This window comes from Austwickia sp. (assembly GCA_016699675.1).
Lineage (GTDB): Bacteria > Actinomycetota > Actinomycetes > Actinomycetales > Dermatophilaceae > Austwickia.
Map to the genome: position 1 here is coordinate 3,337,172 of CP064985.1, position 15,916 is coordinate 3,353,087.

The window sequence follows — 15,916 nt, forward strand, 5'->3', positions numbered from 1 at the left end:
TGAGCGTGACTCCGTACCCGCCGAACCCGCCCAGCGCGCGGCCCCTGCTGCGGCGCTGGCTGTGGACGGGGAGCACCGCCACGCTTTTCCTGCTCACCGGGTTGGTCTTCGCCACGGGCCTGGACGCGGAGATCGGGGTCGAGCCGGCGCTCATCGGGATGGCCGCGGCGATTCTGCCGCTCGGCATCGTCCTGCCGGCGGTGCTGTGGCTGGACCGGTTCGAGGCGGAGCCGACCCGCTATCTCGTGACGGCGTTCCTCTGGGGGGCCTGCGTCGCCACCGCCGGGGCCCTCGTCCTCAACACCTCGTCGATGCTGATCATCGCCGAGGTGGCCGGCCGCGAATCCGCGCAGGAGGTCGCCGCCGTCGTCGTGGCGCCCGTGGTCGAGGAGTCACTCAAGGGGCTCGGCGTCTTGCTCGTCCTGCTGCTGCGCCGCCGCGAGTTCGACGGGGTGGTGGACGGGATCGTGTACGCCGCCACCTGCGCCGCCGGCTTCGCCTTCGCGGAGAACATCCTCTATCTGGGGCGCAGCTGGGGGGAGTACGGCGTGTCGGGGCTGGCCGTCGTCCTGATCACCCGCGGGCTGTTCGGGCCGTTCGCGCACCCGATGTTCACGGCCTGCACGGGGGTGGGCCTGGGCATCGCCTCGACGCGCTCGCGCGGGCCGCTGCGGGTCGTGGCCCCGGTGCTCGGCCTGCTGCTGGCCATGACCCTGCACGCCCTGTGGAACGGGGCGGCCGTCCTCGGCGCCGAGGGCGCCCTCACCCTGTACTTCGTGCTGCAGGTGCCCCTCTTCATCGCGGTGGCGGCGTTCGCCGTGTGGGCCCGCCGGCGGGAGGGGCGGATCATCGGGCTGGAGCTGTCCTCGTACGCCGCCGCGGGCTGGTTCGCCCCGCCCGAGGTCGCCATGCTGGCCAGCCTGCCGCTGCGGCGGTCGGCCCGGCGCTGGGCGGCCGAGGTCGGTGGCCCCGAGAACGGCCGACGGATGCAGCGGTTCCAGGACCAGGCCACAGAGCTGGCGTTCCTGCGCCAACGCGTCCGGCACGGCACCGCGCCGCCCGACGCCCCCGAGCAAGAGGCGGCCCTCCTGCGCGAGCTGGGTCAGATCCGCGCCGGCCTGTACGCCCCGCCGGTCGGTCGGCCGCCGGCCTGACGCGGCCGCGGGCATGACGCAGCCGCCGGCGAGACGCGGACGCCGGCACGACGCAGACGCCGGCATGAGCCGAATCTGGTCGGGCTCTAGAATCGAGGACACGCGCCGGCAGTGCGGCGCCCAGCCCTCGTAGCTCAGCTGGATAGAGCAAGAGCCTTCTAATCTCTAGGTCGCAGGTTCGAGTCCTGCCGGGGGCGCCTCGCCACCCACCGACATTCGCGCAGCTCAGCGGGTCGGCAGCAGTCCTGCCCGGTAGAGCATCTGGTCCGCCCACGGGTCGCAGGCGCCGTCGCGCTGGTGGCGGGCCCGCTCGGCGAACAGCCAGGCCTGCGGGTCGACGGCTCCGGCGGCGGCGGCGATGACGACGCTGACCCAGGCGGCCTGCTGACCGACCCGGGCATAGACCTGGTCGTCGGCGGCGGCCGTGTCGGCGTACGGTGCGCGGGTCGTGCCGTCGAAAGCCGGCGCGACGAGACCTCGATGGGTACTCATGGGATCTTCCTGTCCTGGTCCGGCCGGTGCTTCCGCGTCAGCCGGGTGCCGTCCGTGGCGGTGCTGCGAAGCCCCGATCGGCCGACCGGGGGCGATCGTGAGGCTTGCGGGGCGATCGACCTGTTCGCGGGACGGGCGCGGCCCGCTGCGGCCGCCCGCGCGGAACGTCGACCGTCCGCTTCCCGGCGCGCCAGGTGGCAATGACCAGGCGAACCGACCATTCTGGCCGGGTGAGCATTTCGGTGACCTCGGACGGCCTGACGCGGGCCGTCGGCGTCCTGCGCGACGAGGTGGCGACCGTGGCGCTCCCGCTCGAGGTCGCCGGGGTCGCCCAAGCGCGCGTCGACCGCAACGACGTCCTGGCTCAGCTCGACGACTACATCCTGCCGCGCCTCAACGACCTGGACGCGCCGCTGCTCGCGGTCGTCGGAGGGTCCACGGGGGCCGGCAAGTCGACCATCGTCAACAGCCTGGCGGGCGAGGTCGTCAGCCGCGCCGGCGTCCTGCGTCCCACGACGCGGGCCTCCGTCCTGGTCCACCACCCCGACGAGACGCACTGGTTCGCCGGCGCGCGCATCCTCCCGGGCCTGGCCAGGATCACCGGCGCGGATCACCACGACGACCCGGGCGCCGTGCGCCTCGTCACCGCGCAGGGCCTGCCGCACGGGCTCGCGCTGCTCGACGCCCCCGACATCGACTCCGTCGTCGAAGCCAACCGCGACCTGGCCCGGCAGCTGCTCGGGGCCGCAGACCTGTGGATCTTCGTGACCACCGCGGCTCGGTACGCCGACGCCGTGCCCTGGGGCTTCCTCAGGCAGGCCGCCGAACGCGGCACGTCGATCGCCATCGTGCTCAACCGGGTGCCGCCGGAGGCCGTCATCGCGATCGGGGACCACCTGTCCGGCATGCTCGCCACCGAGGGGCTGCGCTCGGCGCCCGTCTTCACCCTCACCGAAGCCAGGCTGGATGAGCGGGGGATGCTCCCGGAGATGGAGCTCGCCCCGCTGCGCGAGTGGTTGACCAAGCTGGGGGAGGACGCCCGGGCGCGGGGGGTCGTCGTACGCCGTACGCTCTCCGGCGCCCTGGACTCCCTCCAGGGCCGAACCGAGGCGTTGGCGGAGGCCAGCTCCGCCCAGGTCCAGACCGTCGAGCAGCTGCGCGCCATCGCCCGCAGCAGCTACGCCGAAGCGGGTCGCGACGTCCTCTCCGGGATGAGCGACGGGTCCCTGCTCCGCGGGGAGGTGCTCGCCCGCTGGCAGGAGTACGTCGGGACCGGCGAGCTCTTCAAGTCCTTCGAGGCCGCGATCGGCCGCTTCCGCGACCGGGTCAGCGCCGCGATCACCGGGCGGCCCGCGCCGACGACCGAGCTCGGGGTCGCCCTGCAGTCCGGCGTGCAACAGCTCGTTCTCGCGCACGCCGAGGGGGCCGCGCTGCAGGTCGCGCGGCGCTGGGCGCAGGTGCCTGGCGGCGAGCAGATCGTGTCGTCGCATCCGCAGCTGGAGGAGCTGCCCGCGGACCTGCCAGAGCGGGTGGACCGGTTGGTGCGCGACTGGCAGGACGACATCCTGCAGCTGGTCCGCGCCGAGGGGAAGGATCGCCGCACGACGGCGCGGGTGCTCTCGTTCGGGGTCAACGGGGTCGGCGTCGTCCTCATGCTCGTCGTGTTCAGCCAGACCATGGGCCTATCGGGGGCGGAGGTGGGCATCGCCGGCGGCTCGGCCGTCGTGGCCCAGAAGCTGCTCGAGGCCCTGTTCGGCGACCAGGCGGTCCGGGAGTTGGCGACCAAAGCCCGCACCGACCTCATCGAGCGGACCGATGCCCTGTACGCCGACGAGGAGGCCCGCATCCTCAGCGCTCTCGACGACGTCGACCTCGACGTGGGGCAGCCCGAGCGGCTGCTGCGCGCCGCGGCCGCGGTGAAGGCGCAGCGATGAGGCGACGCGAACGCCACGCCCCGGTCGTCACCGACCCCTCGGGGGCCCTCAAGACCGCCGTGGAGGGGCTGACGGGCGCCATCGACGCCGGCGGTGCCTACCTGCCGCCCACGCAGGTGGCCGCCGCCGAGAAGGTGCTGCGCAAGGCCTCCGAGCGGCTCGCGCTGTCCGGCGCCCACACCGTCGTGGCCCTCGCCGGGTCGACCGGCGCCGGGAAGTCCTCGCTCTTCAACGCCCTGGTCGGTGCTCCGGTGTCGCAGGTGGGGGCGCTGCGCCCCACGACGAGCCGGATCGCCGCGGCCGTCTGGGGCGACGACGACGCGTCCGCCCTTCTCGACTGGGTCGACGCCCAGACCCGGCACCACGTGGCCCCCGAACCGCCCGGCGGCAGGGGCTGGGCGCGCCTCGAGGAGGGCGGGGCGCCGGCCGGCCTGGTGCTGCTCGACCTGCCGGACATCGACTCCTTCGAGCTGGCCCACCGCGCCGAGGCGGACCGCGTGCTGGCCCTCGCCGACGTCTTCGTGTGGGTCACCGACCCGCAGAAGTACGCCGACGCCCTGCTGCACGACCACTACCTGCGGCGGGCCGCTAGGCACCAGGCCGTCACGCTGGTGGTGCTCAACCAGGCCGACCGGATGAGCACCGCGGCCGCGCAGGACTGCCGCGAGGACCTGCGCCGGCTGCTCGCCGACGACGGCCTGCCCGACACCGAGGTCATGCTGCTGTCCGCGAAGACCGGGGAGGGCGTCTTCGAGCTGCGCGAGGCCCTGGCCGGGGCCGCCCGCGCCGCGACGGCCGCCCGGGCCCGACTGCTGGGCGACGTCCAGCGAGAGGCGGATGCGCTCACGCCGTACGTCGGGGCCAGCGAACCCACCGTCGACGACACCGTGGACAACGATCTGCTCGAGGCGCTGTCCCGGGCCGCGGGCATCCCGATCGTGCTCGACACGGTGGCCGCCGACTACCGCCGGCAGGCGACGGCGAGGGTGGGCTGGCCGTTCTCCCGGTGGGTGCATCGGCTCCGCCCCGACCCGCTGCGCAAGCTGCGGCTGCAGGGGGCGGGCTCCGCCGACGCGGGGGTCGCCGAGCTGCTCGGGCGATCGTCGCTGCCCCAGCCCACTCCTGCGGCTCGGGCCGCCGTGGACCTCACGACGCGCAAGCTGGGCGCCCGCGCCGGACGGGGCCTGCCGTCGGGTTGGGCTCGGGCGGTGGAGGACGCCGCGACCCCCGACGACCGGGCGATGGCCGACGCGCTGGACCGGGCGGTGCTGGCGACGCCGCTGCGAGACCGGAACCCGCTGTGGTGGGCCGCCGTCGGGTTCCTGCAGCTGCTGCTGGCGCTGGTGACGATCGCCGGGCTGGGCTGGCTGCTGGTGCTGGCCGGGTTCGCGTTCCTCAAGATGCCGTCCGTGGACGTGCCGACGCTGTGGTCGCTGCCGGTGCCGACGGTGATGCTCGTCGGGGGGATCCTCGGCGGGCTGCTGCTCGCGCTCCTCGCCAAGCCGCTGATCAGCATGGGCGCCGCCCGGCGACGGTCGCGGGTCGCCGCCGCGCTGCGGGAGCAGGTCCGTGCCGTCGCCGCGGAGCACCTGATCGCCCCGGTGCGGGACGTGCTCGACCGGCACCGGCGCACTCGAGAGGCGCTCACCCGGGTCCGCAGCTCCTGACGAGCTAGGAGGTGCCGCGCAGCCCCCGCCGATAGCTGCGCCCGCGCGTGATCCACACCCCCACCCCGATCCGGCGCTGTCCACAGGTCGCGGACGCGGCGCGGCGGGCGGCGCGCGGACCGGCCCACGCTGAGGGCGGCGCACCACGGCGGTGCGTTGCCGGGGCCGAGGGCGCCGGCCCAGGGGAAAGGCCCACCACCCGTGAACGAAACCCAGGTCACCATGCTCGGCAACGCCGTCGAAGACCCCGTCCTCCGGTTCGGCAAGTCGGGCCAGCCGTTCGTCACGTTCCGGCTCGCCTCGACGGTGCGTCGCCGGGACCCCGCCACCGGACTGTTCGTCGATGCGGGAACGAACTTCGTCACCGTCCTGGCGTTCCGTCAGCTCGCCCGGAATGTCGCCGAGTCCGTCCGCAAGGGCCAGCCCGTCGTCGTGTCCGGCCGCCTGCGGGTCAATCAGTGGTCCTCCGGGGAGCGGACGGGGACCAGCGTCGAGATCGACGCGGCGACGGTGGGCCACGACCTCACCCGCGGTGTCGGTCGCTTCACCAAGGTCAGGGGCGGCACCTTCGGCGAGGGCTCGTTCCCGGCCGACGTCCCGGGCCTGCGGCTCGCGTCCGACGTACCGGCCGGCACGGCCCCCGCCGAGCCCACCGACCCGGAACAAGACGCGGAGCTGGAGGCGGCGTACGAGCGGGAGCGGCCGTACGACGACCTCGACGCGCCGCTGCCGCCGTACGACGAGGACGGCTCCACCGAGCCGGACCCGACCCCGTACGCGGAGCCGGACACCACCCCGTACGCCGAGCGCCGGGCGAGCGTCGGGGCCTGAGCCGCCGGAGGTCTCGGGCGGGCGCCGCCGATTCGGGGGCGGCGGTGCTCGCCCGATAGCCTGAGCGGCATGGCGGAGTTCATCTACACCATGACCAAGGCGCGCAAGGCCGTCGGCGACAAGCTGATCCTCGACGACGTCACCATGGCCTTCTTTCCCGGCGCGAAGATCGGCATGGTCGGCCCCAACGGGGCGGGCAAGTCGACGATCCTCAAGATCATGGCGGGGCTGGACCAGCCCAGCAACGGTGAGGCGCGGCTGAGCGCGGGCTACTCCGTCGGCATCCTCCTGCAGGAGCCGCCGCTGACCGAGGACAAGGACGTGCTCGGCAACGTCAAGGAGGGGATGGGCGAGACCCTGACGAAGGTCGAGCGCTACAACCAGATCTCCGCAGAGATGGCCGAGCCGGATGCGGACTTCGACGCCCTCATGGAGGAGATGGGCAAGCTCCAGGAGGAGATCGACCACGCCGACGCCTGGGACCTGGACTCCCAGCTCGAGCAGGCGATGGACGCGCTGCAGTGCCCGCCCGGCGACGCCGACGTCACCGTGCTCTCCGGCGGCGAGCGGCGCCGAGTCGCGCTGTGCAAGCTGCTGCTCTCCAAGCCCGACCTGCTGCTCCTCGACGAGCCCACCAACCACCTCGACGCCGAGAGCGTGCAGTGGCTGGAGCAGCACCTCGCCTCCTACCCCGGCGCCGTCATCGCCGTGACCCACGACAGGTACTTCCTCGACAACGTCGCCCAGTGGATCGCCGAGGTCGACCGCGGGCGGCTCTACCCCTACGAGGGCAACTACTCGACCTACCTGGAGAAGAAGGCCGAACGTCTCCAGGTGCAGGGCAAGAAGGACGCCAAGCTGCAGCGCCGCCTCAAGGAGGAGCTGGAGTGGGTGCGGTCGAACGCCAAGGCGCGCCAGACCAAGAGCAAGGCGCGGCTGCAGCGCTACGAGGAGATGGCCGCGGAGGCCGAGCGGACCCGCAAGCTCGACTTCGAGGAGATCCAGATCCCGCCGGGCCCGCGGCTGGGCTCGACCGTCATCGAGGTCAAGAACCTCACCAAGGGCTTCGATGACCGGGTCCTCATCAAGGACCTCAGCTTCAGCCTGCCGCGCAACGGGATCGTCGGCGTGATCGGCCCGAACGGGGTCGGCAAGACCACGCTCTTCAAGACCATCGTCGGGCTGGAGGAGCCGGACGCCGGTTCCGTGAAGGTCGGCGAGACGGTGCAGATCAGCTACGTCGACCAGGCCCGCGAGGGCCTCGACCCGACGAAGACCCTCTGGGAGGTCGTCTCCGACGGGCTCGACTACATCCAGGTCGGCAAGGTCGAGATCCCGAGTCGCGCCTACGTGAGCCAGTTCGGGTTCAAGGGCCCCGACCAGCAGAAGCCGGCGGGGGTGCTGTCCGGCGGCGAGCGCAACCGGCTCAACCTCGCGCTGACGCTCAAGCAGGGCGGCAACCTGCTGCTCCTCGACGAGCCCACCAACGACCTCGACGTCGAGACGCTCGGCTCCCTGGAGAACGCCCTGCTGGAGTTCCCCGGCTGCGCCGTCGTCATCAGCCACGATCGGTGGTTCCTCGACCGGGTCGCGACCCACATCCTGGCCTACGAGGGCACCGACGAGGAGCCCTGGAAGTGGTATTGGTTCGAGGGCAACTTCGAGGCCTACGAGAAGAACAAGGTCGAGCGGCTCGGCGAGGAGGCGGCTCGCCCCCACCGGGTCACCTACCGGAAGCTGACCCGCGACTGAGCGCGCGGGCCCAACCGTGGCACACCGAGTGACCCGGCCGTCGCGCCAGCCGCAGCGTTCCGGGCGGTTCGACGAATCTGCTTGCCGCTCAAGCTTGGTCGCCCCGGAACGGAGCCGATCGGGAGGTATGCGACTGTCCCCTCCTCGTGTCCTGTCCCTCTGTCTGGCGCTGGGCGTGCTCGCGGGTTCGCCGGCCGCGGTCGCCGCGGCGCCCGGCGCGACCGGAGCCATGCCCGCTTCGGCCGGCGCCGTGCTGCCCGCCGCGGAACGGCAGGCCTTCGGCGCCGTCCGCATCGACGCCGGCGGCCTGAAGACCACCGGCGAGTGGTCCTACGACGTCAACGTGTCGGGCGGCTGGTCCGGCCATGAGAACCCGCAGCTGCCCGCGGACCTGAGCAAGGTCACCGATCCGGGTCCCGCCGACATCTATCCGAGCTACCGGTACGGCGACACGACGTACACGTTCTCCTACCTCAACCCGGCCCAGAACTACCGCCTGCGGCTGCACTTCAACGAGCCGGCGACGTGGGTCACGGTCGGGCGCCGTCTCTTCGACGTCGGGGTCAACGGGACGACGGTGTTGCCGTCGTACGACATCGTCAAGGCCGCCGGCGCGCGCGACACCGCGGTCATCGAGAACCTCGACGTGCGCTCCGACGCGACCGGCACCCTCAAGGTGACGTTCCGGAACGTCCGCGGCGGCGCGATCGTGGCCGGCCTGGAGCTCGCCGTGGCCGGAGCCCCCGTCGGGTGGCCCGCCCCGGCCGTGGCCCAGCCCCGTCGGTTCGACGTCGGCGAGCGCACCCCCGCGCCCGGCTGGTCCGCGAACATCGGCGTGGGCGCTCTTGCCGGGTCCACCAACCGGACGACGTACCGCGATCGCCGCATCGACACGCGCGACGTCACCGGCGCGGCGCCGCAGGAGGTCTATCAGGCGCAGCGGGAGGGCGAGGCGACGTACCGGATCGACGGGCTCACCCCGGGCGCGGCCTACACCCTCCGGCTGCACCTCGCCGAGACCCGCTACAAGAACCCGGGCGAACGGGTCTTCGACGTCGCGATCAACGGCACGACCCGGCTCATCGACTACGACATCCTGGCGCACGCGGGGGCTCGCGATCGGGCGTACGTCGAGGAGCTCGTCGCCCGCGCGGACGAGGCGGGGACCATCACCGTGGCCACCTCCGCGCTCGACCGCAAGCGGCCGCCCACGCTGGCGGGCCTGGAGGTCACGGAACGGCACGAGCTGTTCGCCCCCGGCCGGTCCGTCCGCGTCATGGCGGTGGGGGACTCGATCACGGCCGGCGTCGGGTACCCGGCGAGCGGCGGCTTCCGGGTGCCGCTCTTCACGGCAATGGCGGCCCGCGGCTGGGGCTTCGAGACGGTCGGACCTAACGTCGGGCCGCCGACCACGCCGTTGCAGATCCTCAGCCCGTACACCGCCTCGCGCTGGGCGGGCGCCGGCGGCTGGTCGACGAACGACATCATCGGCACGACGGCCAAACGCAACAAGACCGGCGCCGGCATCGCCACCTGGATCCGCGACGCCGACCCGGACGTGCTGCTGCTGCACATCGGCACCAACGACGTGCTCGGGGACTGGGACAAGGAGGAGAACCTGACGGCCGACTATGCGGCCCTCCTCGACGCGATCTACGCCGCGAAGCCCCAGATCAAGGTCTTTGCCGCGACGCCGCTGCAGTTCGCGGCGAACCGCGACTACCCGACCATCCTGGCGCTCGGTCGGATCGTCGAGCGGGAGGCGGCGGCGCGGACCGCGAACGGACAACGGATGTACGCCGTGCCGATGCAGAACGCGCTGCCCGAGCGCCGCTACTACTCCGACGGGGTGCACCCCAGCCGGCTCGGGTACGAGACCATGGCCAAGGTGTGGCTGGACGCGCTCGTGGCGGCCGACGAGTCCTAGGGGGAGACGCTGACCGGGGCGAACTGCGTGCCCTGGCCCGCGGTCCGCCCCAGCTCGTCAAGCCCCGGCTAGTCCAGGGCGAGCGCCGCGAGGGCGTCGGCGAGGACCGCCGGGTAGGCCAGCTCGGGCCGGAACAGTTGCCACTCCATGCCCACGCTGAGTGCGGCACCGACGATCGCGGCCGCCCGCATCGCGGCGGAGGACTCCGACAGCGCCGGCTCCTCGGCCTGCAGGCTCGCCGCCACCGGGCCCATCGTGGCGCCCCGCCAGGCCGCGGTCGTGGTGCGCCAGTCCCGGTCGGTCCGGAAGACCTCGGCGGCCATCAACCGGGCGGCATGGGGTTGCGCCTGGATCTCGGCGAGCAGGGCCGCGACGACGGCCCGCCGCGCGGCGCGGCCCGACAACCCCGCGCTGGCGGTGGCGATGGCCGCGCCGAGCCGGTCCACCGAACGCTCCAGGAGCGCGGCGACCAGCCCGGACTTCGACGTGAAGTTGTAGTACAAACTGCCCTTCGCGATGCCGGCGTGCTCGGCGATGTCCTCCATGGACGTCGCCGAGACGCCGCGCGTCGCGAACAGCTCACCGGCCGCGTCGAGGATCGCCGCCTTGGTGTCGACGCGCCGGGCGCTGCGTCCGTCGCCGGCCTTGGGTGCCGCGCCGACCTTGCCCGTCGCCCCGGCCTTGGGCGTCGCGCCCCCCTTCGCCGCGGCGCCGGCCTTCGCCGTGCCGCCGCCCTGGGGGGAGGAGCCCGCCTTCGGCGCGGTGCCGGCCGTGGGCCGGTCGCCGGGCCGCGACGCGACGGGGGTGCGGTGAGCTGTCATGTCCAGGCCTCAGATCGACAGGGCGGGGTGCAGGCGAGCCATCGTCCAGGTCCGCTTGCGGGCCGAGAACAGCGAGCTCAGCGCGAGCGAGATCGCGAAGACCAGGCCCATGATGAGCGTAGCCGCCCAGAACCGTGCATCCAGCCCGCCCGTGATGGCCTCCCGCAGGCCCGTGACCAGGTAGGTCATCGGCAGGTACGGGTTGACCGCGCGCAGGAAACCCGGTTCGGTCTCGATCGGGTAAGTGCCGCCCGAGGAGGCCAGCTGCACCATCAGCATCGCGATGACGATGACCTTGCCGACGGCGGACCCGAAGATCACCTGGCAGGCCTGCTGCATCGCCATGAACGCGAAGGCGCACAGGGTCGTGAACGCGATGGTGGCGATCACGTTGTTGGGGTTCAGCCCGATGGCGAAGTGCATGACGGTGAGCATGATGACGACCTGACCGACCGCCAGCAGCAGCGCCGTGTTGAGGGCGCCCCACGCCATCCGGAACCCGTTGACGGAGGTCATCAGCGCGCGGGTCTGCAGCGGCCGCAGGAGCAGCCACGTGATGAGGCAGCCGACCCACAGGGCGATCCCGATGAAGAAGGGGGAGAAGCCCTCGCCCCAGCTCTCCGCCTTGTGGATATCGGTCTCGTTCAGCGTGACGGGGCTGGCGATGGCCGCGGCCCGGTCCTCACGGACGCTCGATCCGTCCTTGGGCATCTGCTGCTGCCCGTCGTGCAGCGCGGTGCCCAGCTTCCCGGCGCCGTCCTTGGCGCTGGCGAGCCCGTTCGCGAGCTCGGGGGCCTTCCCGGCGAGGGCGGCGTTGCCGTCCCGCAGCCGGGCGGCGCCGGCGGCGGCCTGCTGGGCGCCGGAGTCGAGCTTGGCGACCCCGTCGACGAGGGCGGGGATCTTGCCACTGGCCGCCTGGACGCCGTCGGTCATCTGGTGCGAGCCCTTGGCCAGCGCGGCGACCCCGCTGCCCATGCTCTGCGCGCCCTGGTCCAGCCCGGCGACGCCGTTCTGGATGGTCTTGGCGCCCGCGATGAGCCCCTTGGCGGGGTCGGGGTTGTTGAAGGCGTCGTCCATGGTGGCCAGGCCGGCCTGGAGGGCGGGGATCCCGCCGGCCATGGCCGGGGTCTTCCCGGCGAACGCATCGAGCGCCGTGACCAGGCCCATCGTGGCCGGGTCGGTGCCCTTGGCGTTGAGGCCGGTGTCGAGCTGGTGGGCGCCGGACTGCAGCGCACCGAGCCCCGTGGTGCTCGAACCACGCAGCTGGGTCAGGGCGCCGTGCAGCGTCGAGGCGTCGCCCGGGGCGGCCGCGCTGTAGATGCCGTCGCGGACCTGCGCGGCCCCGCCGGCGACCTGGCTGGAGCCCGCGTCGATCTGGCCGAGGGCCTGGGTGATCTTGGTGACGGCGGCCGCGCGGACGGTCGGGTCCTCGCTGCGCAGCGCGACGTCGAGCTGGCCGCCGGGCGCGAGCTGCGCCGACAGGCTGGTGATGCCCGTGTGGAGGGTGCCCGCGCCGCCGGCGACGCCGGCGGCCCCGCCGTACAGCGTCCCCTGCGGACCCGTCGCGGCGGCGGCACCGTCGAGCTTGCCCGCGAAGGTGTCGAGGCCCGCGGCGAGCTGCTGGGCCCCGGTGCCGGCCTTGCGGGCGCCCTCGTCGAGCGCCACGACGCCCTGGGAGAGCTGACCGAGGGCGGCGGCGCCCTGGTTGAGCTGGTGCGCGCCGGCTCCGGCGCGGGTCACGCCGTCGACGTACCGCTGCTGCGCCGCGTCGAGCGAAGCGAGGCCGCCGGTGAGCTGCGGCAGGTGCTGGTTGAGCGCGTCGAGGCCGCTGCTCAGCTGCGCGGACCCGGTGGCCAACTGGCCCACCTGCCCGGCCATCGGCTTCACCTGCTTGGCGAGGCTGTGGGTGCCGTCGGCGAGGGCCTGGTTGCCGGTCGCCAACTGGGCGGCGCCATCCCGGAGCTGGTCGGCGGCCACCGCCAGCTTGGTGCTGCCGTCGGCTGCGGTCGTCAGTCCGTCCCGCAGCCGGAAGGCGCCGTCGGCGGCCGTGCCGAGGCCGTCGTGGGCCTGGCCCATCCCGATAAGCAGCTTGTCGACCGCCTCGGTGCCGCTGACGTCGTTGACCGCGTCGCGAATCTGGATCATCGCGCTGCGACCCAGGGTCGAGGCGAGGAAGGAGTTGGTGTCGTCGTAGGTGACGTCGATGTGCGCCGACTTCGGCGCGTCGCTCTTGAGCGAGGCGATGTCGGCGGAGTACGTCGCGGGCACGCTCACCGCGAAGTAGTAGCGGCCCTTCTCCACCCCCTCGCGGGCGTCGTCCGCGCTGGTCTGGTGCCATTCGAAGGGCTTGCGCTCCAGCAGCGTGTCGACGGTCTTCTCACCGGCGGCGAAGCGCTGCCCGTCGAGCGTGGTCGGGACGTCCTCGTTGACCAGGGCGACCGGCAGGCGGTCGAGCCCGGAGGTGGGATCCCAGAACGCCCAGACATACATGGCGCCGTACAGCAGGGGAATCAAGAGCATCACCGCGACGGCGGCTCTCGTGATGGGTTGGCGCAGGAACCGTTTGAGCTCGGTGCCGTGCGAGGTCCAGGCGAACATGGCGATGAAAGTCCGGTTCTGTCGTAGGTATCAGGTGTCGAAGGGTGCCGGTGCGAATTGCCGCCGCTGCTCAGCGCGCGTCGGCGGCCGAGGAGAGGGTGACGGTCTCGTGGTCGGGCAGGGGCACGTGCCGGGGCGGCCGCTGCCAGTCGACCCGGTCCAGCTCGGCCGCACCAGAGCACGCCGCGACCACGGTCACGCCCGACGCGGCAATCGCCTCGAGGCGCTTCCAGATCAGGTCGCGTTCACCGAGGTCATGCAGTTGGTCGATCTCGTCCACGACGATGAGCTGCGGCTCGCTGAGCAGCGCCAGGGCGATACGCAGGAGCAGGTTGGACGCCTCGGGCAACTCGTGCACGATGTCCGCCGCGGCGGGCACGGGCAGGTCACCGAAGGCGGCAGCGCACACCCGCTCGACCGTCGCGTCGTTGGGGGAGCGGACGATCTTCCAGGGCAGCGCGAGCCAGGCCTGCCGCTCTCGCACGCAGGCCCCTACTGAGACCTCTTCGTCCAGGTCGTCGAGGCCCGCGATGCCCATGGCGGAGGTCCGGTGCTGCACGGAACGCGAGCGCCGCGGCAGCTCGTACCCCAGCACCGTCAGCTCGCCCGCGGAGGGGTTCATCCGGCCGGCAAGGCTGAGGAGCAGCGAGGTCTTGCCGGTCCCGGCGCGGCCCGTGAGCACGGTGAGGGAACCGGTCGGCAGATCGAGGTCGATGGGTCCGTAGATGCGTCCGCGCTTGCCGTCGAGGCGCAGGCCCCGGGCGTGCACGGCGACCGGTTGCCCGTCGGCGTCCACGGGCAGCGCCGGGGCGGTGGAGCGGCTGGGAAGAGTGATCGTCATGGCGGTCCTTGGTGCGGGGAGTCGGGGATCGGCAGGCGCACGCCCACCGAGCTACTGCCCAGTATCCTTAGACTGACCGGTCAGGTCAAATTGTTCTTGACGCCATCTGCCGCCGCTCACGCGTCCGTCGGTGGCCGCTCCTTGATCCGCAGCATGCCCTCCTGGGCCACGGTCGCGACCAGCGCGCCGGAGGTGTCAAACATGTGCCCGAAGCCGAGCCCTCGACCGCCGGATGCGGAGGGCGAGGTCTCGGCGTACAGGATCCACTCGTCGGCGCGCAGCTCCCGATGGAACCACATCGCGTGGTCGAGGCTGGCGGGCCGCAGCCGCGGGTCGGTCCAGTAGACGCCGTGTTCGCGCAGGACCGCCTCGAGGATCGTGTAGTCCGAGGCGTAGGCGAGCACCGCCGCGTGGATCAGCGGGTCGTTGGGGAGCCGGCCCACGGCGCGGATCCACACGTGCTGCGCGGTGGTGCGGATCGAGCCGGGTCGCAGGTAGAGCGGGCCCTCGCAGTGGCGCATGTCGATCGGGCGGCGCACCGTCCAGTTCTTCGCGAGATTGTCGGGGGCCTGGGCGAGCAGGTCAGCGATCGAGGCGATGTGGTCCGGCATCGGCACCGGCGGCATCGCGGCCTGGTGGTCCAGGCCCCCGGCGGGCACCTGGAAGCTGAAGATCATCGACAGGATCGGCTGGCCGTGCTGGACGGCGTGCACCCGCCGCGCGGAGAACGAATGACCGTCCCGGAGCCGCTCGACCTCGAACCGGATCGGCTCGGTGGCGTCGCCGGGGCGCAGGAAGTAGCCGTGCAGCGAGTGGACCCGCCGCTCGGCCAGCAGCGTGAGCCCCGCGGCGATCAGCGCCTGCGCCACGACCTGACCACCGAAGACGCGGCCGTGCGGGGTGGGCTGGCTGGCGCCGAGGAAGACGTCCTGCGCCGCGTACGGCAGGCCGTGCGAGCCCTCCGCCGCCGCACCCGCCGCCGCGGGGGAAACCTCCGCGGCCGGCGTGAGGTCGAGCACCCGCAGCAGGTCGGCCAGGGGGTCGTAGCCGGGGTCGCTGGGAGACAGATACTGCTCGTGGAAGGTCACCGACGTCACGATACGGCGCGGGCGGCGCGGGGAGTCCGTCGTACGGCGGGGCGCGCGCGGGCCGTCGTACGCCGCAGGTGGTGCGGTGCGGACCGCCGTACGGCGCGGGGCCGCGGCGCGGCAGGATGGAGGCCATGACCGACCCGCGCTACTTCGTGGACATCCAGCTCCGCTGGGGCGACATGGATGCCTTCGGGCACATCAACAACGTCGAGTACGTGCGCTTGCTGGAGCAGGCGCGGGTCGTCGGGCTGACCGACTGGTTCGCGGGCACCGACGTGGACCTGCTGCGCACCGGGGTGTTGGTGGCGCGCCAGGAGATCGAGTACCTGGCGCAACTGGCCTATCGCAGTGCGCCCATCCGCATCACCATGTGGGTGTCGCGGATCTCGGGCGGGTCGTTCGACATCGGCTACGAGGTGCGCGACCCGGCGGACGTCGGCGAGCAGCTCTACGCGCGCGCCGAGACGACGATGGTCTGCTACGACCTGGTGGAGGGCCGGTCCCGGCGGCTCAGCGAGGGGGAGCGGGGGGCGTTCGAGCGGATGCGGGGTCCGGAGGTGCCGTTCCGGCGGCGGCAGCGCTAGCGGCCGGGGGCCAGCTGCGACCCTCGCGGATGCGGTACGCCGCGGGGAGGCAGAGCGCCGCGAGCGTCCCGCCAGGGCCCACACCAGGGCGAACGTCGTCGCCGCGCCGACGCCTCCGCTGGTCCCCAGCGTGTAGGCGCCGGTAGCTGCCGCGATCCCGATGACGCTGCCGAGGACGTCGGCGACCTGCAGCGAGGCCGACGCGGCGGCGTGGCCACCCCGTC

The 15,916-nt window shown here is 72.9% G+C and carries 12 protein-coding genes and 1 tRNA gene; 8 read left to right on the forward strand and 5 right to left on the reverse strand.

Features of this window, described 5'->3' with window-relative positions; genetic code table 11:
- Positions 1–5: 5 nt before the first annotated feature.
- The gene (locus tag IPK37_15290; protein ID QQS00237.1) at positions 6–1,154 is read left to right on the forward strand and encodes a PrsW family intramembrane metalloprotease; all 1,149 of its coding nucleotides are present in this window, start codon (positions 6–8) and stop codon (positions 1,152–1,154) included.
- 123 nt (positions 1,155–1,277) lie between these two features.
- A tRNA-Arg gene (locus tag IPK37_15295) sits at positions 1,278–1,351 on the forward strand.
- A 28-nt stretch (positions 1,352–1,379) separates the two neighbouring features.
- On the opposite strand, the gene IPK37_15300 is transcribed toward IPK37_15295, so the two are convergent.
- Positions 1,380–1,646: a hypothetical protein gene (locus tag IPK37_15300; protein QQS00238.1), complete on the reverse strand. Its 267-nt coding sequence runs from the start codon at positions 1,644–1,646 to the stop codon at positions 1,380–1,382.
- Positions 1,647–1,876: 230 nt separating this feature from the next.
- Here IPK37_15300 and IPK37_15305 point away from each other — a divergent pair, with 230 nt between their 5' ends.
- From IPK37_15305 to IPK37_15325, 5 genes are all read left to right on the forward strand, one after another.
- Positions 1,877–3,580: an ABC transporter gene (locus tag IPK37_15305; protein ID QQS00239.1), complete on the forward strand. Its 1,704-nt coding sequence runs from the start codon at positions 1,877–1,879 to the stop codon at positions 3,578–3,580.
- Complete coding sequence (locus IPK37_15310) at positions 3,577–5,247, forward strand: 50S ribosome-binding GTPase (GenBank protein QQS00240.1); 1,671 nt, start codon at positions 3,577–3,579, stop codon at positions 5,245–5,247. The genes IPK37_15305 and IPK37_15310 overlap by 4 nt, the downstream gene beginning before the upstream one ends.
- Positions 5,248–5,448: 201 nt before the next feature.
- Entirely contained in the window at positions 5,449–6,078 is a 630-nt protein-coding gene (gene ssb, locus IPK37_15315; GenBank protein QQS00241.1) for a single-stranded DNA-binding protein, read from the forward strand.
- Between the two features lie 69 nt (positions 6,079–6,147).
- The gene (gene ettA, locus IPK37_15320) at positions 6,148–7,830 is read left to right on the forward strand and encodes an energy-dependent translational throttle protein EttA (protein ID QQS00242.1); all 1,683 of its coding nucleotides are present in this window, start codon (positions 6,148–6,150) and stop codon (positions 7,828–7,830) included.
- Positions 7,831–7,957: 127 nt separating this feature from the next.
- Entirely contained in the window at positions 7,958–9,757 is a 1,800-nt protein-coding gene (locus IPK37_15325) for a hypothetical protein (protein ID QQS00243.1), read from the forward strand.
- Between the two features lie 68 nt (positions 9,758–9,825).
- Here IPK37_15325 and IPK37_15330 read toward each other — a convergent pair whose 3' ends face one another.
- The 4 genes from IPK37_15330 to IPK37_15345 form a co-directional block, all read right to left on the reverse strand.
- Entirely contained in the window at positions 9,826–10,578 is a 753-nt protein-coding gene (locus tag IPK37_15330) for a TetR/AcrR family transcriptional regulator (protein ID QQS00244.1), read from the reverse strand.
- A gap of 9 nt (positions 10,579–10,587) precedes the next feature.
- Positions 10,588–13,176 carry a YhgE/Pip domain-containing protein gene (locus IPK37_15335; protein QQS00245.1) on the reverse strand — a complete coding sequence of 863 codons (2,589 nt, stop codon included), beginning with the start codon at positions 13,174–13,176 and terminating at the stop codon, positions 10,588–10,590.
- A 70-nt stretch (positions 13,177–13,246) separates the two neighbouring features.
- Complete coding sequence (locus tag IPK37_15340; GenBank protein ID QQS00246.1) at positions 13,247–14,017, reverse strand: ATP-binding cassette domain-containing protein; 771 nt, start codon at positions 14,015–14,017, stop codon at positions 13,247–13,249.
- 116 nt (positions 14,018–14,133) lie between these two features.
- Positions 14,134–15,084 (reverse strand): acyl-CoA thioesterase II, encoded by a 951-nt coding sequence (locus IPK37_15345; GenBank protein ID QQS02927.1) that lies wholly within the window; start codon positions 15,082–15,084, stop codon positions 14,134–14,136.
- 155 nt (positions 15,085–15,239) lie between these two features.
- On the opposite strand from IPK37_15345, the gene IPK37_15350 reads away from it, so the two are divergent.
- Positions 15,240–15,692, forward strand: coding sequence for an acyl-CoA thioesterase (locus tag IPK37_15350; protein ID QQS02928.1), 453 nt, complete (start codon positions 15,240–15,242; stop codon positions 15,690–15,692).
- Positions 15,693–15,916: the final 224 nt, after the last annotated feature.